The following is a 25,381-nucleotide window of genomic DNA, read 5'->3' on the forward strand; positions in this document are numbered from 1 at the left end:
TCATAAGCAAGTCTTTATTTACAATGGGACAGTAAGTGGTAAACATGAACCGGCGAGTGGGGGGATTCGCGCTTGTAGCGGTGCTGGCGTTGCTTCCTTCAGTGGCTGCTGCGCAGGGTGTACCGACCGATTCGGTCGTCGAACTGACGCTGTTCGAGCGAGTCGCCATCCAGACGAGCGTCGTCACGTTCATGGGTGTCGCCGTCCTCGCCCTCTTGCCACACTGGTGTTCACCTGCCATCAGGACTGCCCGTTCGAGCGTGTTCGTCTCCTCGCTGTTCGGTATCGCTGTCGCGGTACTGCTGGCGCTGCTCGGGGCCTCGGCATGGGTCTTCTCGCAGATCATGCTGGGTTGGCTAGCCGCCTATCCGCTTGCACTGCTCGTCCTCGGCACGACCTTCATCGCCCAGGCAATCGGCTTTATTGCCTTCGGGAACGCCATCGTTGCCCGCTTTGGCGTCGACCACGACTGGGTCGGCCTGCTCGTGGGCGTGGCGCTGGCGGCGGTGCTGGCGTTGGTTCCCTACGCCGGCGCACCGGTCGTACTCTTGATCACAATCGTTGGACTGGGCGGGATGACCCGGACGGCGCTCGGCAGCGGCAAACGCACGGAGCGCGAACAGAGCATGCCGCCCGCCCACCGACTCTGAGCGATCCCGGCCGCTCCTTGAAACCCTTTTCACCACGGGGAGCAAAGCGACCCTATGAACGTTGTACCGGACACAAGCGTGGTCATCGACGGCCGCGTGTCCGACCACGTCGAAGACGGGAAGTTCGCCGGGGCGACGATTTCGATACCCGAAGCAGTCGTCGCGGAGCTAGAAGCACAGGCTAACGACGGCGTCGAAAGCGGCTGGGACGGGCTTTCTGAGCTCCAGCGTCTCGCCGAGTTCGCCGACGAGGGCGAGATAACGCTCGAATACGTCGGCGAGCGGCCGGACGCGGTCGAGCGCGGTCACGCCACCGAGGGCGAAATCGACGCGCTGATCCGCGATCTGGCCGACGACATGGGTGCGACCTTCGTCACCAGCGATATCGTCCAGAGCGAAGTCGCCGAGGCGAAAGGGCTCGACGTCGAGTATATCGCCCCGCGCGTCGAGGACGTCGGCGAACTCACGATCGAGGAGTATTTCGACGATCTGACGATGAGCGTCCACCTCAAGACGGGCGTCGTGCCGATGGCCAAACGCGGTGAGATCGGCGAGATGCACTACGAGGAGATCCGCGACGAGGTTCTCTCCGAGGCGCGAATGAAAGAGTACGTCGACGAGATCGAAAACTCGGCCAAGGAGTCGCCCGAGGGCTTCATCGAACTCTCCGAACCGGGGATGACGATCGTCCAGTTCCGGGATTACCGGATCTCCCTTGCCCGGCCGCCGTTCTCGGACGGGATCGAGATTACCGCCGTGCGCCCCATCGTCCAGACCGATCTGGACGACTACGAGTACGACGACGAACTGCGTAACCGGCTACTCGAACAACAGCGCGGCGTCCTGATCTCCGGTTCGCCCGGCGCGGGGAAGTCCACCTTCGCGCAGGCGGTGGCCCGGTTCCTCTCGGGCAGCGACTACTCGGTCAAGACGATGGAGAAACCGCGGGACCTGCAGGTCGGCCCGGAGATCACCCAGTACACCGAACTCAACGACCAGATGTCGTTGACGGCCGACTCACTGCTGATGGTCCGCCCCGACTACACCATCTACGACGAGGTCCGCAAAACCGACGACTTCGAGGTGTTCGCGGACATGCGACTGGCCGGCGTCGGCATGATCGGCGTCGTCCACGCGACCCGCGCCATCGACGCGCTCCAGCGACTCGTCGGCCGGGTCGAACTCGGGATGATCCCGCAGGTCGTCGACACCGTCGTCTACATCGAGGCCGGCGAGGTCCACACCGTCTACGACGTGACGACCGAAGTCAAGGTCCCTCACGGCCTGATGGAGGAAGACCTCGCGCGGCCGGTCATCGTCATCAACGACTTCGAGACGGGCGAACCCGCCTACGAGATCTACACCTTCAATCGGCAGGTCGTCACGGTCCCGCTCAACGACGAGGAGGAAGAAGAGTCCACCGGCGTCGACCGGATCGCACGCCAGGAGATCGAACGGGAGATCCGCTCGATCGCACAGGGCCACGTCGACGTCGACCTCAAGAGCCCCAACACGGCGGTCGTCTACGTCGAGGATCAGGACATCTCCACGGTCATCGGCAAAGGTGGTGGCCGCATCCAGGACGTCGAGAACCGCCTGGGAATCGATATCGACGTGCGCACCCACGACGAGAAGCCAAACAGTAGCCCCAACGAAAGCGGCGACGCGGGCGGCACCACACCCGCCGCCTCGGACCGATCAGGACAGATCGTCAAGCCCGAGATCACCTCGCGCCACATCGTGATTCCGGTCGACGGCGAGGCCGGCGAGACGGTCGAAGTCGAAGCGGACGGCGAGTACCTCTTCACCGCGACGGTAGGCCGCGGCGGCGAAGTGCAGGTCTCGCGGGGAAGCGCCATTGCGGAGGAGCTGGAGTTGGCAATCGACCGCAAACAGCAGATCACGGTTACGCCGTCCTGAACGGTCGGCGCATGATCGTCGCGCGGTAGGGCAGTCCGAACAGGCTGATGATGCGGTCGCCCGTCTTCTCGAAGCCCATCGACCGGTAGAACCGTCTGGCGTCGTCGTTTTCGGCAAGCGCCTCGACGAGCACTGCGTCGGCATCGTCGCGAACGGTATCGAAGCCTGCCTCGACAAGCCGTGACCCCATCCCCCCGCGCCAGTGATTGGGCGCAACGTACAGTGACTGTAACTGGACCTCGTCGTCTTCGGGCGAGACGAAGGCGTGCGTCTCGGAGCCGGTAGCGAACTGGCCCTCGCCGACTACCTCGCCGTCGACGAGCGCGACCAGAAAGTCCATATCGTCGCTTTCGAGTGCGTACTCCAGCGACTCGATCGGCTGGAACCGCTCCTCGTCGGCGATGAAGGCGAGCGCGTCCGGCGGAAGGAGGTCGCCGTAGGCGACGCGCCACGAGTCGCTGACGAGCCGCTGGACCGCACGCAGATCCTCCCGTCGCGCCGGTCTGACCTTGACTCCCATCGTCTCTCGATTGGGTGTGAAGCCGGAAATATCACCGGCCGCCGTCGTCTCATACAGTCACCTGTTGGGGTCGTAGAACTCCAGATTGCGTGCACTGAAGACGCCGAAGGCCGTCAGGTAGCCGATCCCACCCAGCACGACCAGTCGGCCGGTACTGCCGAGACCGACCAGGCCCACAGTCTGTGCGGTTAGCCCAGTTGCGAGCAGACAGACGGCGAAGATGATGGCTCCGTCTGCGAGCATCCCGCCGATCCCCTTTGTTTCCTGATACTCCCTGAACGGGAACCCGCCAGTTGCCAGCGCGCCGAAAAAGACGACCGGGACGACGATCAGCGAGAGTCCGATAGCGTCCGCTGTCGCGGGCGTGATTCCGTAAGGAAGACTCGCCGAGATGGCCGCGTACGACAGCGACGCAAGCACCATTGCGATGATGGTGACGACGAGCCCTCGCAGACGAAACCGGTTCATGGCCATGGCTGTTCGCCGGACGGTCTTAAAAACCGGCGTCTCGAATCCCAACCGGAAGGCGGCTTGCCGGCCGCTCAGCCGCTCCGCAGCGGAGGCGCGTCTCGACGTCCTGGACGAGCACTGTCACCGCCTCCGCGCGCTTCGTCTCCGCCGCGGTCGAGTCGCGGGCGGCGGTCACCTCGTCGACGAGTTCGTCGTCCGGCACCCTCGTCGAGAGGTCGAGCACGCGATCACAGACTGCCCCGGTTAGCTTCGGCACCACGTCGCTCACACTCGCCCAGACGTCCTCGTTGGTCGGTGGGGTGGCCTGGTCCTCGGCGTTGGCTGCGATCTCGTCGACCAGCGCGTCGTATTCGGCTCTCGTCTCTAGCTCCATCTCAGGCGTCCTGGACCTGCTGGAGGATGTCCGGTGCACTGGCCAGCGCGTCGTCGAGGGCCTCCGTGTCGGGGCCGCCACCCTGTGCGAAGTCCGGTGGGCCGCCACCGCCGCCGCCGACCTCACTGGCTAGCTGGCTGACGACTTCGCCCGCGTTGACTGCGACGTCGTCGGGGACGGCGACGACGAACTGTGCACCGTCCGCGCTACTGCCGATCACTGCGACTTTCCCCTCGTCGACGATGGCGTTGGCCGTCGCCCGGAGTTCGTCGACGCCGCCGTCGAGACGCTGAACGACCGCCGTCACGTCGTCGAACTCGAACTCGGAGGCGTCCGACCCACCGCTGGCGCGCACCTCGGCGAGTTCCTCCTGCAGCGCTTCGATGCGCTTGCCGCGCTCTTTCCACTCGGTGAAGAAGCGCTCCGCCGTCTCCGGCACCTCGGTCGGCGTCACGTCGAGGATTTCGGCGGCCTCGTAGAGCGCGTCTTCGGTCTCCTGTGTGGCCTCGATCGCTGCCCCGCCGGCCGAGAAGACGAGTCGCTCGACGCCGTCCTGCACGGGTTCTGCATTGCGGATCTTGATCGAACCGATCTCGCCGGTCCGGGAGACGTGAGTGCCTCCACAGGCCTGTACGTCGTCCTCGACGTGGATCAGCCGGATCTGCTCTCCCGGCGGGATCCCGCCCTGATAGAGGTCGAAACCGTACTCTTCCTGTGCGTCGTTGCGATGGGGCCACTCCTCGGTGACGGAGTGGTTTTCCATCACCAGTCGGTTGGCGACCCGTTCGATCTCTTTGACGTCCTCGCGGTCGATCCGATCGTAGTGGCGCAGGTCGATTCGCGAGGAGTCGACGCCTTTCTGTGCGCCGGCCTGCCGGATGTGCTCGCCGAGCACCTGTCGCGCGCTGTGGATGACGATGTGGGTCGCCGTGTGGTTACGCATTAGCTGTCGGCGGCGTGCCCCGTCGATCTGTCCTCGCACCATCGCGCCCCGGTTGAGCGGGTCGTCGGTCCGGTGGCGGATCACGCCGTTCTCGCTCTGGGTGTCGGTCACCGTCACCGTCGCGTCGTCGGTCGACAGCGTCCCGACATCGCCCGGCTGGCCACCGCCTTCAGGGTAGAACATCGTCTGATCGAGCACGATGTCGTAGCCCTCCTCGCGCTCGAAGACGTCGAGCACGACCGCCTCGAACTCGGTGCCCTGCTGGTCGTCGTAGTAGAGCTTCTCGGTCTCGGGGAGGTCCTCGAACCGGTCGTCGATACTCTCGGCGTCGAGATCGCCCGCGCTCTCGTCGTCGTGTCGCTCGGCGACGAGGCTGTAGAAGTCGTCGGGTACCTCGACAGTCGCACCCTTCTCGTCGGCGATCTCCTGGACCATGTCCGGCTGGATGCCGTGAGAGTCGTACAGTTCGATCAGCTCCTCGGTCGGGACTGGCTCGCCCTTCTCGCTGTACTCCTCGGCGAGCTGTTCGACGCGTCGGGAGCCCCGGTCGAGCGTCTCGCGGTACTTTTCGACCTCGGTCCGGACGATGTCCCGGATCGTATCGCGGTTCTCGTAGTCGAGTCGCTCGGCCTGCATGTCGACCAGTTCGTCAGGGGGCGTCGACGCCCACGCTGTCGACCAGTCGTTTCGTTCGGCGAAGCACCATCCGTGCCAGATAGCCGGTGCCGACGTTCGAGGGGACGATTCCGTCACCCAGCATGTACGCCAGCGTCCGCGAGTGATCGGCGATAGCGTAGATGTCTTCGAGCGGTTCGAGCAAGGACTCCAGTTCCGCGACGTCGACGCCGACGGACTCGGCGATCTCGCCGCGCGCGGCCTCGACGTCCTCGGCCTCGTCGATGTCCATCTTGCCCGAGAGTTTCGAGGCTTCCTGTACGATCGATTCCTCTTTGTCGGTGTGGTCGATCCCCGCGTTCTCTTTGAGGAACTCGATCGTCTCGGGGTAGACCGCCTCGTAGACGGTCGGAGTCCCCTGACTGACCCACGTCCAGCGTTCCAGCCCGTAGCCGGTGTCGACGACGTAGGTGTCCATCTCCGAGTAGGTGTTACCGTCTTTCATCTCGTACTCGCCGTCGGGGTCCTGTTCGAGCGACATGAAGACGAGCGTCGCGAGTTCGACGCCGCGGTAGATGACCTCGATTGCCGGCCCGGCGTTACCGCCGCCGACCCACGGGTCCTCGATGTAGACGACCTCGTCCAGATCGACGCCGACCGCCTCGAAGAGGCCGTCGCAGTACTCGACGGTCTCGTCCTTCCAGTAGACCTCACCGTGATAGGCGTACTCGTCCTCGTCGACCTCCTCTTTCGTGTTGAACGCGTGATGGGCCATCATCTCGAAGGCCATCGTGTGCCGGCCCGTCTTGCCCACGTTGTCGATATCCTGCATTCGGATGCAGGGCTGGCTGATACAGAGCGGGTTCGCCGGCGGCGGCGTCTCACCGCTGGTTACCAGCGGCTGGAAGTCGTAAATCGACGCCTGCGTGAGCAAAACGTCGTCCCGCCAGCGGTTCGCTGCGACGGGGTACGGTTCGACCCGCTCGTGATCGTGCTCCTCGAAGTACGAGAGGAACGTCTCGCGCATCTCGGTCAGACTGAACTCCTCGTCGAAGCCAGTGTCCTCCATGAAAGAGTACTCGCCACACGGGGGTTCGCCACACGTCTCGCGGTCGTGATCGCGCGTCCAGAAGTGAACGCCACACTCCGGACACTGCTTGCGGACGAAGTCTTCCTCCTCGAAATACTCGAGGCGGTACGCCTCCTCCAGTTGACTCATTACTCGCACGTCGCTCCGCGGAGAGTAAAACAGTTCCGCAACCGCCGTTCGGGAGAGCCCGTTCCCTGTTCAGCACGCAGTCGGCCCGATTTGAAACCACGACTATGTGTCTCTAACCCGTCTTTTGCAAGCGTTTACTATACTGTGTGGTATACGATAACACGTTATGCCTCGTTGTACCGCGTGTGGCGGGCACCTCCGACGTACAGAGTCGGCCAAATGCGTCTGTGGCGACCGTCTCCACTCGTCCTGCCGGGAGTATCACGTCGATTTCGACTGTGAAGCGAGCCAGGAGCGCTGGATCGGTGCAGTAGAGTTCTAGGTGTCGACGCGCCACTCCCCGTCGTCGGATTCGACGTCCGGGAGTTCGGCAAGTCGCGGAGCGACGCAGTCCCACCACGCCTCGCCGGTAGCGTAGCCCGCCGGCTGAGTCGGGTAGACCTCCTCGACGAAGTCCGCATCAGTGGCCGAGTGACGATCGTGCAGATACTCGTAGGCGGCCCGCACGGCGTCTCGCCGCCACTCGCGCATCAGGTCGCTCGCGCCCGGGAACGACAGTTCGTCGAGTGCGGCTTCGACCGCCTCCTCGTCCTCCATGGTAACGACGACGGTGCCGCCGGCGACCCGGTCGGCGGGCAGATACCACAGGTCGACGGCGAGGTCCGAAAGCTCCTCGCTCGTAAGCCGTCGCTCGGCATCGTCGTTCCCGTGGACCGCTTTGTGTGACAGCGCGTCGCGCTCGACCAGCGCCGAGAGCGTCGCCCGCACCGTCTCGACATCTAGCCCGGTCTCTTCGGCGACTGTCTCGGCAGTCTTCGGCGTCGCGTCGCCGAAGGTAGCGAGCACCTCGTCGGCATGGTCGAGCGGACTGCCCTCGCCCTCGGTCGGCATACGCGCCCGTTTTTGGCCGGGGGTGATGGACCTTCTCATTCTCGTCGCGCCGAGTCGAAAGACAGGTTTCGGTCCCGTCCGTCTACCGGGGTATGCTCACTATCTGTTCGGATACACACAGCCACGACGGGCACGCGTTGACTGGCCGCACGCTGGAGGCGGTTCGGGAGGCCGACCGCGTGATTCACGCGGGCGATTTCACGTCGCCGAGCGCGCTCGAGGCGTTTCAGGAGGAGGCACGACGTCTAGACGCAGTCCACGGGAACGCCGACAGCATGGCAGTGCGGGACCGGCTTCCGACGGCCCGCACCGTCGAGTATCAGGGGGTTCGCTTTGCAGTGACCCATCGCCGCGACGGCGGCCCGACCGCGCTCTCGCTGTTCGGCCGCCAGCGCGAGGCCGACGTGGTCGTCTCGGGGCACTCACACCAGCCGTCGGTCGTCGACGCCGATGGACTGACACTGCTCAACCCCGGGAGTCACGCCGACCCTCGCGGTAATCGGCCGGGCCATGCGGAGCTGGCTGGTCGACTCTGCCAGCCGGACGGAACCGTCTTCGAGGAGTTCAGGATCGAGCCGTAGAAGCGCCAGCGGGGACGGACCACAGATGCATGACCGCGACGGCCTCGCGAACATCGCGCCGAGAGAGGGTCGCGGCACAGGGCGCGAGCCGCAAAGTGGAGGGCTGCGGGCGGCGGGGCAGACGGGCGGCCGCGGGCGGTCCATCGATGGCAGGGGCAGACCGATCGGACCGACCGCATTGCGGTTCGGTTGGCAGGCATCTACGTCCTCTGGAACGGACGCACTTACGGCTACGAGTACCGGGGAAAAATAGCCATCGTAGAGTCAAACAACGGCTTTAGTTATCGTAATCGCGTCCAAATCCCCACCGCTTTCGGCCGGATATGGCCTACACCCGGTGAATTCGGACGTACCAGATCACGAACCACGCGAGCATCACCGTCGCGCCGCCGGCGAAAAGAGCGCGCCCGGCGGAAGTCCTGCTCCATCGAGGAGCCCGAAATCGTCCTCGATCAGGGGGATATCCAGACTGTCGCCGTCGGCGGCCGTCGGATCGGCGTCGGCCGCGCCCGAATCCTCTTCGCTCGCGGTACCGATCTGTCCGGAGTCTTCGGTCGCTTCTCCATCAGTTCCTGACTGCTGGCCGTCGTTGGCCGCCGAGTCGAACAGCCCACTGCCAGCAATCGCCTGGATGAGCAGGCTTGCACCCGCGACGGCAGCAATGCCGCCGATCAGTCGCTTGAGCGCCGCGCGGAGTCCGGTCTCTTTCGACTCGTCGCCGGCGAAGACGACGAGCGGTTGGTCGGTCGGCCCGTAGACGTTCATCTCGCGGCCCTTCTCGGAGTAGGCTGTATCGATCACTCGGACGACGTTCGCGTCCTCCAGATTGCCGAGGTGGTACTGGGCGTTCTGTAGGGAGGTATCGATCCGGTCGGCCAGATCGGAGGGGGTGCCGGGGTCGTCGTGGAGCGCCGTCAGAAGTTGTCGGGCCGTGTTCGAGGAGAGCGCAGCGAGAACATCGTCGGCCTCCTCGCTGTCGATCCCAACCACTCTGGGTTCGCCGTCATCGACGGACGAGGTGTCGGGGATGGAGGGTAGTAGATCAGCCATACTACCGTGTCAACAGTCGAACGGAAAGAACTTTGTGCAGTACGGGCCGAAACGCATTTGTCCGCGCCTCCTGAATCCGATAGTATGTACACAGATCCGTTTTTCCTCGGCCTCGTCGGGGTCTTCGTCGGCCTCTTCCTGTTCTTTTTCCTGCTTTTCCGTAAGACTGTGATGTCGTTCAAAGACGGCATCGACGATTCGCGTCGTTGAATCGCTGCTCTCTCAGGTCGCCGTGGTGACGTCCTCTACGACGCCGACGGCCGTCTCGATAGCTTCGCGGTCGATATCCAGATGCGTACAGAACCGGACAGTCGTCTCGCCGAACTCGCTCGCCCGGACGCCACGCTCTTCGAGTGCCGAACAGAACGCCGCGGCGCTCAGTCCGAGCGCGCCCGTCCCGACCAGGACGATGTTGGTCTCGGGCATTTGAACGTCGAGGCCCTCGATTCCCGCCAGTTCCTCGGCGAGCAGGCGGGCGTTCTCGTGATCCTCGTGGAGTCGCTCCCGGTTCGCCAGTGCCTCGAGTCCCGGGGCGGCGATGATCCCGGCCTGTCGCATGCCGCCGCCGAACAACTTTCGCACCCTGCGTGCCTCGGCGATGAACGACTCGCTTCCGGCGAGCATCGAACCGATCGGTGCGCCAAGCCCTTTCGAGAGACAGAACATCACCGAATCGACGTTCCGGGTGATCCGTTCGGCCGGGACATCGTGGTGGGTCGCGGCATTGAACAGTCGCGCGCCGTCGAGGTGGACCGGGACACCGAGTTCTTCTGCGGTTTCGGCGGCGGCGTCGATGGCCTCGGGCGCGATGGCAATGCCGCCTCTGCTGTTGTGGGAGTTTTCTAGCGTCAGCAGTCCGGTGCCGGGCCGGTGGAGGTCCTTCTCGACGTAGCCGGCGCGGATCGCATCGGGCGAGGGAATCCCCCGCTCGCCGCCGTCTATCGTCCGCGTCTGGACCTGCGAGTGCTGGGCCAGTCCACCCAGTTCCCACTTGTAGACGTGGCTCTGTCCCTCGATGAGCACCTCCTGGCCGCGTTCGGTGTGGACGCGCACAGCAATCTGGTTCCCCATTGTCCCGCTCGGCACGAACAGCGCGGCCTCGAACCCAGTGATATCGGCGGCCCGGGACTCCAGTTCGGCGACGGTCGGATCCTCCTCGTAGACGTCGTCGCCGACCTCGGCATCTGCGGCGGCCGCTCGCATCGAGTCGTCCGGTGTCGTCACCGTATCGCTGCGGAGATCGATCATACTCGAAGTCCATCGCCGAAAACGTAAACGGTTTTTCACCTCGCCCGCGAGTTCGTTGTATGGATCCGCGAATCCGTGAACACGCAGAGGTCATCGCACACCACTCGGTCGACCTGCAGGAAGGCGACGACGTCGTCATCGTCGCCCCGCCGGTCGCCTCGGACCTGGTCGTCGCCCTCCACGAAGTGATCGGCGACATCGGTGCGAACCCGATCAGCCTCTCCAGCAACGACCGCGCCCAGCGCGCATACCTCCGTGCGAGCGAGGTAGACGACTTCGAGACGCCGGGCCACACCGAGGCCCTGATCGACGAGACCGACGTCTACATCTCGATCCGGGCGAACGAGAACGCCACCGAGACCAGCGACGTCGACGCCGAAACCAACGCCGCCTACCGGCGCGCACAGAAGCCGATCACCGCCGAGCGACTGTCCAAGCGCTGGTGTCTCACCCAGTACCCCGCCCCCTCGAACGCCCAACTCGCGGAACTCTCCACCGAGGGCTACGAGAACTTCGTCTGGGACGCTGTCAACAAGGACTGGGACGAACAGCGGGAGTTCCAGGCCAACATGGTCGACCTGCTCGAACCGGCCGACGAGGTCCGGATCGTCAGCGGTGACACCACCGACGTCACGATGTCTATCGCCGGCAACCCCGTCCTCAACGACTACGCCGAAAAGAACCTCCCCGGCGGCGAGGTCTTCACCGCGCCGGTCGCCGACAGCGTCGAGGGCGAAGTGCTGTTCGACAAACCGCTCTACCATCAGGGCCGCGAGGTCGAGGGCGTCTATCTGGAGTTCGAGGACGGCGAAGTCGTCGACCACGCCGCCGAAAAGAACGAGGAGGTCCTGACGGAGGTCCTCGAAACCGACGAGGGCGCACGCTATCTCGGCGAACTCGGCATCGGCATGAACCGCGACATCGACCGATTCACCGACAACATGCTGTTCGACGAGAAGATGGGCGACACCGTCCACATGGCGGTCGGACGCGCCTACGAGGACACTGTCGGCGAGGACAACGAGCAGAACGACAGCGCGGTCCACGTCGATATGATCGTCGACATGAGCGAGGATTCGCGGATCGAAGTCGACGGCGAAACGGTGCAAGAGGACGGGCGGTTCGTCTTCGAGGAGTAGCACCGCGGCGAGCGGTGGGCGACGAACGGTGTGAGTCGTCCCGAGGGAGTCGCGGCTTTTTTGCCGAGATTTTTTCGTGAGTGGTTTGCCACGACTACGCGGCCTGTGAGTAACCTGCAACTATCCGGTACCAACAAACTACCCTCAAGCAACAAATATCAAAACAGCAGTAATCAGATGCAAGATGAACGCAGGTTCGGAGACACGGTAGTCGTGCCTGAGGGGGGTGCAAGCTCGGTTGCCTGTCTCCGCGCGCTCGGCAAGCGGGGAATCCGTACCATCGCGATCTCCGAGTCAGAAACCGCACCCGCGCTCGCTTCACAGTACGCCACGGAACGCCGGATCGTGCCCGATCCGATGGAAGATCGTGCGGGGTATCGCGATGCCCTCCTTGCGCTCGCGGAGCGAGCAGACGTCAGGGCTGTCGCGCCGATGCGGGAAGTCGACGTGTTCACGCTCGCACGGAACGAATCGGCGTTCGAGGCGCAGATGCTGCCCACCTTCCCCTCTTTCGAGATGCTGCGGACCGTCCACGACCGGTCCCGGTTGGTGGAGACAGCCGCCGACGCAGGTGTGGCTGTGCCGGAGACGCGACTGCTCGGCGAGGTCGACGACTGGGAGCGACACCAGATCGTCAAGCCGCGGTTGGTGTTACTGGCCGACGAGTACGAGGGAACGACGAGTCCGGATCGGCTCGAAAGTACCGGATCGGCGACGCTGCTCCAGCCAGGCGTCGAGCCGGATCGGGAGAGCATCCGCAAACGGATGGGCCACGAGCCCATCGTCCAGGAGTACGTTCCAGGATCGGAGTATGCGCTCTGGGCGCTTTACGACGACGGCGAGCCAGTCGCGACCTGCGGGAAACATCAGCTCCGGGCCTACAAGTACAGCGGCGGCACCAGCGTCTGCCGCGAGACGGTCTCGATCCCGGACCTGGAGACTGCTGGCACGGCGGTCCTCGACGCGCTCGACTGGAACGGCCCAGCATCCGTGCAGTTCGTCAAGGACGAGCGCACCGGGGAGTTCACGCTGCTCGAGGTCAACCCTCGGTTCTGGTTGTCGCTCGCCTGTCCGATCGCTGCCGGACTGGACTTTCCCCATCTGTTCTGGCAGATCGCGGGTGGTGAATCAGTAAACGGGTCGACATCGTACGAGGACGGCGTCGCGACACACCTGCTCCGCGGGGAACTCGTCCATCTTCACAGTGTCCTCCGGGACGAGTTTCCGCTCGTCGACCCGCCGCGGTTTCGGCAGGCCGCCCGTGATGTCGCACAGTCGGTGTACGACCAGCCCAACTTCGACTACCTCTGTCTCGACGATCCGGGACCGTTCCTCAGAGACCTCAGGAACGTGTTTCCCTGGGGCTCCGGCTAGTCCTCCGGGCGTCAACTGGACACCGACTTCAGGAAATCGAGCCACTGCTTGTGATCGTTCACGTTCACCGACCGGGAGCGCTGGCCGTACCGACGGCCGCGCAGGCTGTTGAGCGCGTTCAGCGCACGGTCGATGCCGACGATGGTGTCCGCTATCTCCTTGCCGTGCTCGTAGGACATCTCCTCGGTCTCCAGTCGGTCGACGAGTTCCATTCGCTCTGCTTTCAGCGCGCGCTTCGTGTCGAGAACCAGTTCTTTCGCTTCGTCCGGGACCCCCTCGACGCGGCGCGTCTCCATCATGAACTCCTGGAGGTCGAGTTCCTCGCCGTTTACCGTGATCGTGTCCGGCGTCTTCGCGCCGATGGTCGCGCTCTGTCTGTTGATTTGCTTGAGCAACTGCTCACGTTCCGATTCGTCCATACCTGACGGTGGCTTCGGGTGGGGAAAAACATTCGGCGACTCCTCGATTCCTGGGAACGACTGCCGCTCAGACCAGCCCAGCGACACCTGCGTTGGTATCGTGCTCCGGCAGGGTGAACCACTCGTCGGAAGCCTCGCGCAGTCCATGAAGTCGGACCTGTCGTTCCCCGCCACGCTTTCTGACCTCGATCATCCTCTCGGAGAGATGCTTGAGTTTGCTGACGTCGCGCTCGCCCGTGACGTTCGTGCAGACCGGGAATAGCTGAAGTCCGGATCTGGAGCCTCCTCGAGCATCACCTGATGGGCGTACCGAAGCACAGTCATCGAATCTGCGGAGAGTAGTGGAGTGGTTAGACTGTCGAACAGCAGATGGATCGTATCGTGTTCCAGCGCGAGCGACTCGTAGCCGCGCCGCAGACCGAGCATTGCGCCGCCGAAGTCGACCGGAGAGCTCGTCTTCCAGACGTTCTCGTCCGGTTCAGCGTGTCGCCGGTCTTTCGGCGTGGCGTCGACGACTGCAAGCTTCGACGTCGAGGCGAACTCGCTTGCCCGCTCGAACTGTCGGTGGACGTGCTCTGCGGCGTCTTTCGTGGTGATGACGACAGCGCCCTGGTCATCTCCGACAGCACTGGAGAGGAGTTCCCGGGGGAGCGACCCGATGGTTTCGGGACACGCGCCAGTAATCAGTATACTGGCGTCTTCGGGGAACGCCGCGCGAATCTCGTCGACCGTTTTTACTCGTGACACACGCTCACACCTGGTTCGTTTCAATACTCTTTGCCAGTTGTTATAAACATTGTGAGCGGTTCCCGTGACGAGGTACTCCGGGTGGCGATCAGACCATCGCGTCGTCGCCGAGTTCTGGATGCGTCTTCACGAACGCGACGAGGTGGTCGACGTACGACTCGAACGGGGGCGCTTCGATCCCGGTCCCCGCCAGTGCCCGCCGAGTGTTGGGACAGCTATACCGGGTCGGATGGTCGAGATATTCGAGGGTCGCGGGCTCTATCGAGATCCCCCGCGAGTCGAGCCACCGCGCGGCTGACCGTGCGACCGGCTTGATCGTGGGAACCGTGACGGTACGGTGGCCGGCAGCCGCCGAGAGCGCATCGACGAACTCGGTAACGGGGAGCGGCGCGGGATCACAGAGATGGTAGACCTCGCCGATAGCGCCGTCTTGCGTCCCGATGGTGGCGATGGCGTCGACGACAAAGTCCCGCGGGACGACGTTCAACTCGGCGTCGGCCGACCCCGGCACTGCGAACGATAGCGATAGCCACTCCGGTTGAGCGAGTAGCAAAGAGAGCAGGTAGTAGGGGCCGTCGTACTTTTCGGTCTCACCAGTCTCGCTGTCTCCGACCACGATTGCGGGCCGGTAGACCGTCGCCGGGAGGCCCGCCGCCATTCGCTCCTGGACGGCGACCTCCGCCCGGTACTTCGTCTCTTCGTAGTGGTTGTTGAACGACTGGCCCTCCTGCAGGTGCGCCTCGGTAAACACGCCGTCGTAGCGCCCGCTGACGTAGCAGGTGCTCACGTAGTGGAACCGTTCGAGGTCGAGCATCTCGGCGACGTCGAGGACGTTCTCGGTCCCCTGAACGTTCACGCGCTCGGCGAGGTCGGCATCGACGGCGAGGTCGTAGACCGCCGCGAGGTGATACAGTTCCTCGACGCTCTCGAACGTCTCAGCGGGGTCTTCCAGACCTATCTCCTGCTCCGTGATGTCACCCTCGTAGAGCCGGATCGGCTCGTCCTCGTCGCTTCTCTCGGCGAGGTTTGCGGCCCGTCGCTCCGCAGTCTCGCGGTATTTTGACTGGATGAGGCAGGCGACCGGGCCGTCACCGCGCTCCAGCAGGCGCTCGACGAGTGCCGAGCCCAGAAAGCCCGGAAAGCCGGTGAGCAGAACGCGTGGATCGCTCACGGCAACCACCGCCCGATTCGGGTCCGCAGGCGCATCGCGCTGGCGGTCAGTCGGACGAACCAGCGCTTCGGGAGTCGCGCGGGCGGTTCGAGCGGGCCGACGCCGGAGGTCGCTATCGTCCGCGACTCGACGTACCGCCGGAGCCCCGGGAGGCCGTGTCGCCGCCCCAATCCCGAGTCACCGAACCCGCCCATGGGCGAGTCCATCGACGCCCAGCCGACGGTGTAGGGATCGTTGACGCAGACGGTCCCGGAGTCGATCCGGCGGGCGACATCCCGGCCGCGGTCAGTATCCGCCGAGTAGACGCTCGCGTTCAGACCGTACTCGGTGTCGTTGGCGGCCGAGACCGCCTCGTCGACGCCGGAGACGGGATGGACCGAGACGACCGGCCCGAACGTTTCCTCGCAGGCCACCTGCGAGTCCGGAGCTACGCCTTCGAGGATCGTCGGTTCGTAACAGAACGGCCCGACGTCGGGCCGGTGGCGGCCGCCGGTGAGCTCCGACGCGCCGTCTTCGACGGCCCCCTCGACGTGTTGCTGGACTCGCTCTAGCTGTCGGCCGTCGATCAGCGACCCGACGTCACCGTCGTAGCCGACCTCGACGCCGAGCGAGAGTTTCCGCGTCTCGCCGACGAAGGCGTCGAGGAACTCGTCGTAGACCGACTGGTCGACGTAGATCCGCTCGGGCGCGAGACAGAGTTGGCCGGCGTTCGTGAACGCGCCGTTCGCTGCGCCCCGTGCCGCGTCGTCGATATCGGCGTCGTCGAGAACGAGCATCGGGTTCTTTCCCCCTAGCTCCAGCGAGCAGTCGATCAGGTTCCGCCCGGCCTGCTCGGCGACCGTCCGGCCCGTCTCGGTCCCGCCGGTGAACGCGACGTAGTCCACGCGGTCGATCAGCGCCGGGCCGACGACGCTCCCCTCGCCGGTCACCACCGAAAGCACGTCTCCGGGGAGTCCAGCCTCCTCGAGGAGTTCGGCCAGCATGAGCGTCGCATAGGGCGTCCGTTCGTCGGGTTTGCAGACGACGGCGTTGCCAGCGACCAGAGCGGGCAACACGTCAGTCGTCGAGAGCGTGATCGGGTAGTTCCACGGGCTGATCACGCCGACCACGCCGAGCGGCTCGAAGGTCTCTATCGCGCTCGTAAGCCCTGGTGCGGGACCGGAGCGATCCTGATCCTCGAGCATTTCCGGTCCCTCCTTCCCGTAGTACGCGCAGGTGTTGACGACGTCTAACACCTCCTCGAAGGCGTCCTCGCGTGCTTTTGCCGTCTCTATCTGAATCGCATCGAGCAGTTCCTCGCGGTGGTCGAGCACGAGGTCCGCAAACCGATAGAGCACTGCCGCTCGCTCCTCGGCGGACTGCTCCGCCCAGGCGGTCTGGGCCTCCCGTGCCCGTTCGACCGTGGCGGCGACATCCGCCGCCTCGCAGGCCGGGACTGTGCCCACCACCTCGTCGGTTGCGGGCGTTCTGACGTCGAGCGAGGATCGGTCGCCGACCGTTCGGACTTGGCCGGCAAGCGCGTCGAGCCGAGAACGTGAGAAGGCTGTCCGTTCCAGCACTGCCGACTGCGAGAGAGCTGACATATATAGAGCGTTGGACTGCAGGACCTACTGCTTTGCCCGACTACCAGTTGCCTGAGTGGGCCGTCGACGCTACTCCACGATCCGCCCCGTCTCACTCCCCGTACGTATGGAAATCGACGGCCTGTTCGAGCAGTTCGTCGGGGATGCCCGGCACTTCCTCGGAGCGCACCGGTCCCTGCTCCTCGATGGTTTCCGGGTCCCGCGGGAAATCCCGGAGCTGAAAGTGGATGTCGATACCGGCTTTCGCACCCTGGCCGAGCGCTACCGGGATCTGGTTGTGTCCGGGCGTGCAGTCGCCGACGGCGTAGACGTCTTCGACTGAGGTCTGGCCGTGATCGCCGACCTCGATCGTTCCGTCCTCGTTGATCTCACAGCCGAGTTCCCGGGCGAGACCGTTGTTGTACTCTGCCCCGTACATCGCGAATCCGCCCCTGTACTCCCGGACGGTTCCGTCGTCGGACTCCGTCCGGCTGCTCGTGGGACGTGGTCCCACGGTGTCCTCGAACTCTATGGCTTTCAGCCAGCCGTCCTCGCCGTTCTGGATGCCGGTAACGTCCTCGTGGACGATGTCGATCGGGTGGCCCTCCAGCATTTCGGCTGTCTCCTCGCTCCACTCGGGATCGTTCCCGCGGGTAAGCAGGTCGACTTCGTCGGTGAAGTTCAGCATGAGCGCGGCGACGTGAGCGGCGCTTTCGCCGTGTCCCATCACGTACACCGACCTGTCGACGAACATGTGTGCGTCACAGTGGAGACAGTAATGAAGACCGCGGCCGGTGCGCGGAAGCGGCGGTTCGGGACGGACGTCGTTGAATCCGGTCGCCAGTACGACCTGCTCTGCGGCGTACGTCCCAGTGTTTCCCGAAAGATAGATTCGGTCCTCCTCGGTCCGTGAACAGGTGGTCACCATGTCACGGTGGATATCACAGCCGTAGCCTTCGAGTTGCTCCTGGCCGATGCCGAGGAACTCCGCCCCGCTGGTCTCTTCGGTCACGCCCAGCAGATTATGGACCTCCTGCATCATCGCTGCGCGACCGCCGCCGCGGCTGACGACGGCAGTGTCGTGTCCGAGTCGTGTGCTGTACAGCGCCGCCGTCATCCCGGCAGGCCCCCCGCCGACGACGATAACCTCGTAGCTCTCTGTTGTCTCCCCCATGTTTCGGATCGATGACTGCGGATGGCAAATAGCTGTGGCCGATGTGCCTCTCGGATGCAACTTCGACGGGCCCCCTGCGGCCGAGTTGGTACTCGTATCGCACACTCACGGTTCGTTTATATGCTGGCTCTGCGATATGTTCTCCGTGTCAACGTTCGTTGTCGTCGGCGGGGACGCCGCCGGCATGTCAGCAGCCAGTAAAGCGAAACGCGACGACCCGGAGATAGATGTCGTCGTCTTCGAGAAGGGCCAGTGGGTCTCGTACGGCGCCTGTGGGCTCCCATACTACATCAAGGGCGAAATTCAGTCGCTCGACGACCTCGTCTCGGTCACCCCCGAAGAGTTCTGTGAGGAGCGGGATATCGATCTTCGCATCGGTCACGAGGTCGTCGATATCGATCGGGACGAGCGCGTCGTCACGGCACGTAGCGAGGGCGGAGACGTGGTCCAGCCCTTCGACCACCTCCTCGTCGCGACCGGTTCCGAAGCGGTCACACCGCCGATCGACGGGCTTGAGTCCCCCGGCGTCTTCACGCTGGGTTCGATGTCCGACGGGACGGAACTCAGGGAGTACGTCGGCCGGGCACGCGCTGAGGGGGACCTCCAACAGCCGGATAGCGGCCCGGCCTGTCAGTTCCTGGAGACCTGTAGCGGGCCGGTCGGTATCGTCGGCGGCGGATACATCGGCGTCGAGATGGCCGAAGCGCTCGCCGCAAACGAGTTCGAGGTCCACCTCTTCCAGCGCGGCGACCGGATCCTCAAACAGTTCAGCGAAGCGACGAGCGAGGCCGTACTCGACCATCTCGTCGAGCAGGACGTCGCGGTCTATCTCGGAGCGGAAGTCGAGACGCTTGCCGGCGACGACAGGGTCGAGGCAGTCGTCACCGACGACGAGCGGGTTCCGGTCGACATGGTGCTCGTCGGGACGGGCGTCAGACCGCGCACTGACCTCGCCGAGGCCGCCGGTATCCAACTCGGCGAGACGGGAGCCATCGAAACAGATGCCTACCGCGAGACGAACCTCGACGACGTCTACGCCGCGGGCGACTGTGCGGAAGCCGAGCACGTTATCACCGGCGACCCGGTGTACGTTCCGCTGGCGCTCACTGCCAACCGACACGGTCGAGCAATCGGGAAGACGGTCGCAGGAGATCCGACCGAGGGCGGCGGCGTCGCAGGCACGGCAGCGGTCAAAGCGTTCGAGATGGAGGCGGCACGGACGGGTATCCTCGACCACGACCGGGCCCGTGCGGCCGGCTTCGATCCGATGACCGAGACGATCAAAGCGAAATCCCGGGCCGGCTACTACCCCGACGGTGGGACGGTCCGCGTGACGCTCACCATCGACCGGCCGTCCGGACGCGTGCTGGGCGGCAGCCTCGCCTCCGAGTACGGCGAGGGTGCGGTCCACCGAAGCCACGCGCTCGTCGGGGCAGTGACCGAGGGACTCTCCGTCGACGACCTCGCCGACTACGACCTTGCCTACGCGCCGCCGTTCAACACCACGTGGGACCCCGTCCTGACGGCCGCGAAAGTGATTGGCGGCCGACGCTGAGCCGTCCCGTTTGGTCGCCGTCTCGGTCCGGTCAGACCGCGCTGCTCGCGGGGCATAGCCCCGCTCGCTACAACGAGGTCTTCGCTACGCTCAGACCTTGCTTCTCGCGGGTCGTTCCTCCCCGCTCGCCGTAACGAGATCCTCGCTCCGCCCGGATCTCGCTCTAATCGTCGGCCGGTGCCGGACTCGAATCGAGACTGTCGTCTTCTGCGTACGGGTACCAGGTCCGTTTCGTGTTGTGCATGTACGGATCCTCGTAACTCGTCTCCTCGGGTTCGACGATGTCGTCGAGGGCGTCCTCGTCCAGTCGCGCGATGAAGTCGCGGAACGTCTCGCCGCCCTCGCGCTGGGACTCGAACGTATCGAGCAGGTTCTCGATAGCGCCCGGAACCTCGTCGGCCGGGATGCGCTCGGCGACCCACTGTGCGAACTGCGGGTTCTCGCCGAGGCCGCCGCCGAGGCCGATGTCGAGTGCTTCGACCGGTTCGCCGTCCTTGCGCGTCTTCATGCCGCGCAGGGAGATGTCGGCGATCTGGGGCTGGGCGCACGACGCCGTACAGCCCGAGAGGTGGATGTGGAAATCCTCGACGCCCTCGGGCAGTTCGACGTTTTGCTTCAGCCAGCGGGCGAACCGCACCTGGCGGTTCTTCGTCTCGACGATCGAGAGCGAACAGAACTCGGTGCCCGTACAGGCGACCGAACCGCGCATGAACGGATGGGGGTCCGGCGAGTAACGTTCGAGCAGGTCCTCTTCGAGGAGCGCGTCGAGGTCTTCCTCGGCGACGTCCGGAATGATGACGTTCTGTCGCTGGGAGACCCGCACCTCGCCCGAACCGTACTCTTCGGCGACACGGGCCAACTCAGCGGTGTCGTCGGCACCCATCCGCCCGACGAGGACGTTGAGTCCAACGTAGTAGTTATCGTCGCGCTGTTCGTGGACACCGATCAGGTCACCGTGCTCGTCGCCGCCGGCGTTGTAGGTGTACTGCTCGCGGAGGTCCGTTCCTGCGGTCTCTAGCTCGAAGTCGACGAACTCGTCCTGGAGCACGTTGCGGAACTTCTCCGGGCCCCACTCGTCCATGAGGAACTTGACGCGAGCGTTGTAGCGGTTCTCTCGGTCGCCGTGCTCGCGGAAGAGCGACGAGATGCCGCCGGCGACGTCCGCAGCGTTCTCCGGTCGCGTGAACACGTCGAGTTCGCGGGCCAGGCGCGGTTCGTTTCGCGAGAGGCCGCCACCGACGCGGATGTTGAACCCGCGGACCTCATCGCCGTCGACCTCTTTGAACGCCGGTTCGAGTGCGAGGTCGTTGATGTCACCCTGTCCGGAGCCGTCCGGTGCGCCGGTGACCGACACCTTCCACTTGCGCGGCAGATTCGAGTGGTCCTCGTTGCCCTTGAACCGCTCGTTGAGCTCCATGATGACCGGCAGCGCGTCGACGAACTCGGGGGCCTTGCCGGCCATCGGGTTACCGACGATGTTCCGCCAGGAGTCACCACAGGCCTGCTGGGTCGAGAGCCCGACAGATTCGAGTTTCTCGAATATCTCCGGGACGTCCTCGAGTTTGATCCAGTGGAGCTGGATCGACTGGCGCGTCGTCCAGTCGACGTAGGCGTTGCCGAACTCGGGATTCGATGCCGGGCCGGTCGCGTACTCGTTTGCGATCTCGGCGACGACTTCCGTCTGGCCGGGTTCGAGTACGCCGTTCGGCGTCCCGATTCGCATCATGAAGAAGCTTTCCTGCCCGGACCGCTGGTGATACAGGCCCCACCATTTGAACCGCTCGAACCACGCGTCGTGTTCCTCGTCGGGGATCGACTCCCACCCGTCTTCCGCGAACTGCTCCAGATGTTCCCTGATCTCGTTTCCATAGACCTCGCTTTTCCATTTTTCGACGTCAGTTGGCATATGGGCTCAGTAAGACCCCTCTTCATATACGCCACTGCCTCGCGTCAGTTCTCCCCCCATCTACAGTGTACCAGAAAGGATTGCCTGTTGTGGCGTCACGTGTCACGGCCTGGGGTCCCGATCCGTGCTAGAATCGCCCCGAGAGGCGATGCTCGTCCTCGGTGACTCCCTCGACTGGTTCGAGCAGTGACTGCACCTGTCCGGGTTCGTACGCGGAGAACTCGCCCTCGACGACCCGGCCGACCGGTAACGTATCGATCGACCCTTCGGTTCCACAGTCGATACACTGGCCGACGACGCCCGCGACGATGCGACGGCCGTCGACCCCGACATCGTAGAACGCTTCCAGAAGCAGGTGTGCGGTCTCGCACCCACAGAAATCGTGGCGGGCGATCGGCCAGATCTGGCTCACACCGACGGCTCGCGAATCGTTGATGCTGATCCAGGCACCGTCGTCGAGCGTCCGCACGGAGACTACCATAGGTGCCTACAGATCACCCGTCTACCTTAGGCCCTCGCCGACAACAATGCTTACCGGAGCTGTGACGATACAAATACCGAAAAACCGACAGCAGGGGCCGCATTTGACCCGGATCGCTTCGTCCGTGATACCGGAAAGGATTTCTGCTAATCGGGAGTTCGGGTAGGGTTTGTTGCTGAGCGCTCTTTTAAGGAGATACCGTTACAAAGCATAGACGATGACAGACGACTCGTGCGTTGATCGAGTATCGAACCAACAGCATACGTCAGCAGACGTTGCGCCGGAACTCTACGAACGAGACTCGGTGGTCTCCCAATGAGCGAACTCAAAGCGCAAGATGGAGACGATACTGAGGAAGAATCGGACGACGATCACCTCGCGGACGTCGAGGAAGGGGCTGGCTGTACGGAGATCTGGGAGCACCTCTCCGAGCAGCGTGAGGAGTAGCGTCTCCCTCTAGTCTGACACCTGTCGGGTTGCCCGAGTAGGAGGGTTTTTTGCGGTGCCGACGTTACAGTGTTACAATGACTGCTGACTGGTCGGAAGACCAGCGAAACGAACGTTATCGCTCCGAGAGCGGTCCCCACGCGCCACCGGCAGACCGCGAGGAGCCAGTTGGTAACCCTGTGGTTCGGGGCGATGCGAAAGTCACTGGAGAGCACGCGGACGAGGCGGTCCATTTCGATCCCGACGATCCCGAGAGCCTCGACCGTGCGGCCGAGACTGTCGCCGCGTTCGCCGGAAACACGGCCGGCGCGGCCGACAACGTCTACATGCTCCGCGGTGCAGCGGCGTGTGCGGCACTCGTCAGAGGCGAAGGCTCTTACAAGATCGCCGCCGAACGCGCCGGCGGCGAGGCGACGGTCGCGTTTATTCGCAAGTGGGCACGCGTCCACGACCTCCCACAGTCGATCCGGCGACACGTCGCGATGGGTCATATCGCGCCGACAGCCGCGAAACACATTGCACGGGTGAGCGGCACCGCCCGCTTCGACCTCGCGTGGGCGGCGCTCGACAACGACCTCACAGTCCGTGAGATCCGCACGCTCGCCAGCGACGTCAATGACGGCCAGAGCGTGAAGGAAGCACTTGACGGGCACGGAATCCAGCTCGGCGAAGTCTCGCTGTTACTGCCGCCGCACGTCTACCGCGAACTTCGACGGCGTGCCGCAAACGAGGGGATCTCACCCGATCACCTCGCCCATCGTGCCCTCGACCGCGAATTCAGGGAACGCTGATCCCCGCCGTGCATCATAAGGGTTTAATTGCCCCTCCCCCAACCGGTTTGTGTAGGGCCGGTAGCTCAGTTAGGGAGAGCGTCTGGCTTTTAACCAGACGGTCGAGGGTTCAACTCCCTCCCGGCCCGTGCAACGAACCGCCGAGTGACAACAAGGGGTGAGTGAACCGGCAGGAAGCAGTTGAACCACATCGGACCGTACGGTGTGAGATCTGGTACCGGATTCAATATCTCCTATCCTCTCTCGTTCCCCGACCGCCGTTCATTCCAATGCCCGGTCAAGTGTATACTCGACCAATAGTTGCATTTGGAGACTGTGCGTACTGGATCGTCGACGGTTGCGCAAGAAGCTACTGCACCGACATGCCGGTCCCGGACTCCGGAAGATAAAAACGATTTCGACGCTCTACGCGGTTACTCCTTGCGCGGCAGGTACGCCATCGCGACGAGCAGGAGGGCGGCGAGTCCGGAGATGATCGTCGCGACGGTCATTCCGTTCGTCCGCTCCTCGAAGTAGGCGACTCTGTCGGCCTCTTCGTTGTACAACTCTTTGTTCGACGTTAGCTGTAGTCGGTCCTCGGCGGTGAAGTGGGCCATGTACGTCTGGTTCTCCGAAACCTGGACGACCTCTAGCCCCTCCCGGACAGTGAGATCCTCGGTGACCTGCTCGCTCCACTCTATCACTACTTCCTCCTCTGCCACTTCGCCGACGGTAGCGTTGAACTCCTGATACTCGATACCGTCGCCTTCGGCGAACGTCTGGCGGTCGAGTGGTTCGTACTCGTCGATGGGAATCAGTTGTTCTTCCCCGTCCTCCTGGACGCGGATGATGCGGTCGTCACCCTCACCGGTCACTTCGACATCGTCACCGGGTACCTCACGGAGCGTGAACTCGGAGGCATCGGTCTCGTTCGAGACGAGCACCTCGTAATCCCCTCCCTGATACTCTATCTCATCTCCATCGGCCCAGGTTTCGCTCTGGTCCTCGGTGATGTTCCACTCCAGCGTCCCAACGGGGGCACCTTCTTCAATCGTTACTTCGGCAAGCGTGTACGTCTGGCCTTCGGCCTCGAACTGGTCGCCCACTGTCGCGTCATATTCTGGGTCTTCAAGCGATATCTCGGGACTCTCGGCTGTCGCGGCGAGTCCATACGCTCCGACCGCGATGACGAGAAAGAGGGCAACATAGCCGGCCGCTGCTCGTCGTTGCATACTCGGGAGGTGGAACGCATACCGTATAACGATTACTTTTTGCCGAACACGAGTGCTCCCAATTTGGGGATCGTCGCTTCGCTTGTGACCGTGAGTCTGTTCTACTGGTGCGCTCGCGACCGGATCCAGCAACGGTTCTTTACGATTTACTGACGTACCGTGTCAGTGGTTGCTTGCTTGTCAGATCTAACGTGTATCCTCGCGTTCGGCAGTACTGTGGGCATCGGGCACGCCACCTCTCGCGGGCGGGCACGTCCTGCCGCCCCGTTTGATCGGTCAGTAGCAACTGGTCTGCTGGATCGTCAGGAGTTCGTCCGGGGCTACCGGAGTTCGAGTTCCGATTCAGGCAGGAGAGGTGTCGCGTGAACTAACGGCCAGTTGCACGTATCGCCGACCGACGAGTGTCGTGATGACCACCAGCAGCATGATTCCGAGCGCCAGCGGGAGTGGCTGGCTCCCGACTAGCCAGTCGCCAGCAGGCGTTTGATAGAGGACCGTTGCCGGGGCAGCACCGCCGAGTGCAACTGCCGCTATCCCAGCCAGACTCTGGACGATATACTGCTCCGGTTCGACGTACAGATACACGCCACCGAGGACTGGCAGCGTCCCGAGCACCAGACCCAGCAGTTCCCCAGTCAACGGATTGACGTACAAAACCCAGTACAGCGCGATGAAGGCCCCAGCGGCAATGGTCAGATCGAACTTTTGATCGTCAGTCAGGTTCGACAACATGTCTATCGGTACTGTTGCTTGATACTTAATATCCCCCTTGGCTCAAAAACTGATTGTAGTATATCGACTGGAAGAGGAACGATCTAACCGGTCTGGCAGCGCTCACAGTCTGAACTCAATCCGATCGAGATGACCGATTTGCTCACCGAAGCGGGAAGCCGCTCCGAACCGTTGCTCACGCTGTTCGCAAT

Annotated in this window: 25 protein-coding genes, 1 tRNA gene and 1 pseudogene; 10 read left to right on the forward strand and 17 right to left on the reverse strand. The window is 63.8% G+C overall.

Annotation, left to right across the window (positions count from 1 at the left end; translation table 11 throughout):
• Window positions 1–44: 44 nt before the first annotated feature.
• Both ACFQL3_RS18305 and ACFQL3_RS18310 read left to right on the forward strand, forming a co-directional pair.
• The gene (locus ACFQL3_RS18305) at window positions 45–650 is read left to right on the forward strand and encodes a hypothetical protein (protein WP_377056971.1); all 606 of its coding nucleotides are present in this window, start codon (window positions 45–47) and stop codon (window positions 648–650) included.
• Window positions 651–704: 54 nt separating this feature from the next.
• The gene (locus tag ACFQL3_RS18310) at window positions 705–2,570 is read left to right on the forward strand and encodes a PINc/VapC family ATPase (RefSeq protein WP_377051134.1); all 1,866 of its coding nucleotides are present in this window, start codon (window positions 705–707) and stop codon (window positions 2,568–2,570) included.
• On the opposite strand, the gene ACFQL3_RS18315 is transcribed toward ACFQL3_RS18310, so the two are convergent.
• From ACFQL3_RS18315 to ACFQL3_RS18335, 5 genes and pseudogenes are all read right to left on the reverse strand, one after another.
• A complete protein-coding gene (locus tag ACFQL3_RS18315) occupies window positions 2,557–3,090 on the reverse strand; it encodes a GNAT family N-acetyltransferase (protein WP_377051136.1) in 534 nt (177 codons plus the stop codon). The two genes, ACFQL3_RS18310 and ACFQL3_RS18315, sit on opposite strands and share 14 nt — an antisense overlap.
• Window positions 3,091–3,147: 57 nt before the next feature.
• On the reverse strand, window positions 3,148–3,558 hold the full coding sequence (locus tag ACFQL3_RS18320; protein WP_377051138.1) for a hypothetical protein: 411 nt from the start codon (window positions 3,556–3,558) through the stop codon (window positions 3,148–3,150).
• Window positions 3,559–3,583: 25 nt separating this feature from the next.
• On the reverse strand, window positions 3,584–3,934 hold the full coding sequence (locus ACFQL3_RS18325) for a hypothetical protein (protein WP_377056973.1): 351 nt from the start codon (window positions 3,932–3,934) through the stop codon (window positions 3,584–3,586).
• A gap of 1 nt (window position 3,935) precedes the next feature.
• Window positions 3,936–6,711 (reverse strand): annotated as a pseudogene (gene alaS, locus ACFQL3_RS18330) (alanine--tRNA ligase).
• A gap of 318 nt (window positions 6,712–7,029) precedes the next feature.
• Window positions 7,030–7,602: a hypothetical protein gene (locus ACFQL3_RS18335; RefSeq protein WP_377056975.1), complete on the reverse strand. Its 573-nt coding sequence runs from the start codon at window positions 7,600–7,602 to the stop codon at window positions 7,030–7,032.
• A gap of 92 nt (window positions 7,603–7,694) precedes the next feature.
• On the opposite strand from ACFQL3_RS18335, the gene ACFQL3_RS18340 reads away from it, so the two are divergent.
• On the forward strand, window positions 7,695–8,183 hold the full coding sequence (locus ACFQL3_RS18340; protein WP_377056977.1) for a metallophosphoesterase: 489 nt from the start codon (window positions 7,695–7,697) through the stop codon (window positions 8,181–8,183).
• Window positions 8,184–8,558: 375 nt separating this feature from the next.
• Here the strand turns inward: ACFQL3_RS18340 and ACFQL3_RS18345 are convergent, their stop codons facing one another.
• Window positions 8,559–9,233 carry an ArsR/SmtB family transcription factor gene (locus ACFQL3_RS18345; RefSeq protein WP_377056979.1) on the reverse strand — a complete coding sequence of 225 codons (675 nt, stop codon included), beginning with the start codon at window positions 9,231–9,233 and terminating at the stop codon, window positions 8,559–8,561.
• An 84-nt stretch (window positions 9,234–9,317) separates the two neighbouring features.
• Here ACFQL3_RS18345 and ACFQL3_RS18350 point away from each other — a divergent pair, with 84 nt between their 5' ends.
• Window positions 9,318–9,443, forward strand: a complete 126-nt coding sequence (locus ACFQL3_RS18350; protein ID WP_377051150.1) for a hypothetical protein — start codon at window positions 9,318–9,320, stop codon at window positions 9,441–9,443.
• 12 nt (window positions 9,444–9,455) lie between these two features.
• Here ACFQL3_RS18350 and ACFQL3_RS18355 read toward each other — a convergent pair whose 3' ends face one another.
• The gene (locus ACFQL3_RS18355; protein ID WP_377051152.1) at window positions 9,456–10,481 is read right to left on the reverse strand and encodes a threonine aldolase family protein; all 1,026 of its coding nucleotides are present in this window, start codon (window positions 10,479–10,481) and stop codon (window positions 9,456–9,458) included.
• Window positions 10,482–10,540: 59 nt separating this feature from the next.
• On the opposite strand from ACFQL3_RS18355, the gene ACFQL3_RS18360 reads away from it, so the two are divergent.
• Entirely contained in the window at window positions 10,541–11,620 is a 1,080-nt protein-coding gene (locus ACFQL3_RS18360) for an aminopeptidase (RefSeq protein WP_377051154.1), read from the forward strand.
• Window positions 11,621–11,797: 177 nt separating this feature from the next.
• On the forward strand, window positions 11,798–12,994 hold the full coding sequence (locus ACFQL3_RS18365) for an ATP-grasp domain-containing protein (protein WP_377051156.1): 1,197 nt from the start codon (window positions 11,798–11,800) through the stop codon (window positions 12,992–12,994).
• 11 nt (window positions 12,995–13,005) lie between these two features.
• Here ACFQL3_RS18365 and ACFQL3_RS18370 read toward each other — a convergent pair whose 3' ends face one another.
• From ACFQL3_RS18370 to ACFQL3_RS18395, 6 genes are all read right to left on the reverse strand, one after another.
• Window positions 13,006–13,413 (reverse strand): DUF5788 family protein, encoded by a 408-nt coding sequence (locus ACFQL3_RS18370; protein WP_377051158.1) that lies wholly within the window; start codon window positions 13,411–13,413, stop codon window positions 13,006–13,008.
• Between the two features lie 67 nt (window positions 13,414–13,480).
• Complete coding sequence (locus tag ACFQL3_RS18375; protein WP_377056981.1) at window positions 13,481–13,606, reverse strand: hypothetical protein; 126 nt, start codon at window positions 13,604–13,606, stop codon at window positions 13,481–13,483.
• Window positions 13,603–14,160 carry a DUF7504 family protein gene (locus tag ACFQL3_RS18380; protein ID WP_377056983.1) on the reverse strand — a complete coding sequence of 186 codons (558 nt, stop codon included), beginning with the start codon at window positions 14,158–14,160 and terminating at the stop codon, window positions 13,603–13,605. The genes ACFQL3_RS18375 and ACFQL3_RS18380 overlap by 4 nt, the downstream gene beginning before the upstream one ends.
• An 88-nt stretch (window positions 14,161–14,248) precedes the next feature.
• Window positions 14,249–15,340: an SDR family oxidoreductase gene (locus ACFQL3_RS18385; RefSeq protein WP_377051162.1), complete on the reverse strand. Its 1,092-nt coding sequence runs from the start codon at window positions 15,338–15,340 to the stop codon at window positions 14,249–14,251.
• Window positions 15,328–16,914 carry a succinic semialdehyde dehydrogenase gene (locus tag ACFQL3_RS18390; protein WP_377056985.1) on the reverse strand — a complete coding sequence of 529 codons (1,587 nt, stop codon included), beginning with the start codon at window positions 16,912–16,914 and terminating at the stop codon, window positions 15,328–15,330. Before ACFQL3_RS18390 ends, ACFQL3_RS18385 begins: the two co-directional genes overlap by 13 nt.
• Before the next feature lie 91 nt (window positions 16,915–17,005).
• Window positions 17,006–18,067, reverse strand: coding sequence for an NAD(P)/FAD-dependent oxidoreductase (locus ACFQL3_RS18395; RefSeq protein ID WP_377051164.1), 1,062 nt, complete (start codon window positions 18,065–18,067; stop codon window positions 17,006–17,008).
• 136 nt (window positions 18,068–18,203) lie between these two features.
• On the opposite strand from ACFQL3_RS18395, the gene ACFQL3_RS18400 reads away from it, so the two are divergent.
• The gene (locus tag ACFQL3_RS18400) at window positions 18,204–19,622 is read left to right on the forward strand and encodes an FAD-dependent oxidoreductase (protein ID WP_377051166.1); all 1,419 of its coding nucleotides are present in this window, start codon (window positions 18,204–18,206) and stop codon (window positions 19,620–19,622) included.
• A gap of 163 nt (window positions 19,623–19,785) precedes the next feature.
• Here the strand turns inward: ACFQL3_RS18400 and ACFQL3_RS18405 are convergent, their stop codons facing one another.
• Both ACFQL3_RS18405 and ACFQL3_RS18410 read right to left on the reverse strand, forming a co-directional pair.
• Complete coding sequence (locus ACFQL3_RS18405) at window positions 19,786–21,528, reverse strand: nitrite/sulfite reductase (RefSeq protein WP_377051168.1); 1,743 nt, start codon at window positions 21,526–21,528, stop codon at window positions 19,786–19,788.
• A gap of 127 nt (window positions 21,529–21,655) precedes the next feature.
• Window positions 21,656–22,009 carry a hypothetical protein gene (locus ACFQL3_RS18410; RefSeq protein WP_377051170.1) on the reverse strand — a complete coding sequence of 118 codons (354 nt, stop codon included), beginning with the start codon at window positions 22,007–22,009 and terminating at the stop codon, window positions 21,656–21,658.
• A 315-nt stretch (window positions 22,010–22,324) separates the two neighbouring features.
• On the opposite strand from ACFQL3_RS18410, the gene ACFQL3_RS18415 reads away from it, so the two are divergent.
• The 3 genes from ACFQL3_RS18415 (at window position 22,325) to ACFQL3_RS18425 (ending at window position 23,375) form a co-directional block, all read left to right on the forward strand.
• On the forward strand, window positions 22,325–22,456 hold the full coding sequence (locus ACFQL3_RS18415; protein WP_377051172.1) for a hypothetical protein: 132 nt from the start codon (window positions 22,325–22,327) through the stop codon (window positions 22,454–22,456).
• 77 nt (window positions 22,457–22,533) lie between these two features.
• Complete coding sequence (locus tag ACFQL3_RS18420; protein ID WP_377051174.1) at window positions 22,534–23,247, forward strand: DUF7119 family protein; 714 nt, start codon at window positions 22,534–22,536, stop codon at window positions 23,245–23,247.
• A 54-nt stretch (window positions 23,248–23,301) separates the two neighbouring features.
• A tRNA-Lys gene (locus ACFQL3_RS18425) sits at window positions 23,302–23,375 on the forward strand.
• A gap of 285 nt (window positions 23,376–23,660) precedes the next feature.
• Here ACFQL3_RS18425 and ACFQL3_RS18430 read toward each other — a convergent pair.
• Window positions 23,661–24,458: a hypothetical protein gene (locus ACFQL3_RS18430; RefSeq protein ID WP_377056987.1), complete on the reverse strand. Its 798-nt coding sequence runs from the start codon at window positions 24,456–24,458 to the stop codon at window positions 23,661–23,663.
• Between the two features lie 342 nt (window positions 24,459–24,800).
• Entirely contained in the window at window positions 24,801–25,190 is a 390-nt protein-coding gene (locus ACFQL3_RS18435) for a hypothetical protein (RefSeq protein ID WP_377051179.1), read from the reverse strand.
• Between the last annotated feature and the right edge of the window lie 191 nt (window positions 25,191–25,381).

The organism is Natronoarchaeum sp. GCM10025321 (assembly GCF_042663585.1).
Lineage (GTDB): Archaea > Halobacteriota > Halobacteria > Halobacteriales > Natronoarchaeaceae > Natranaeroarchaeum.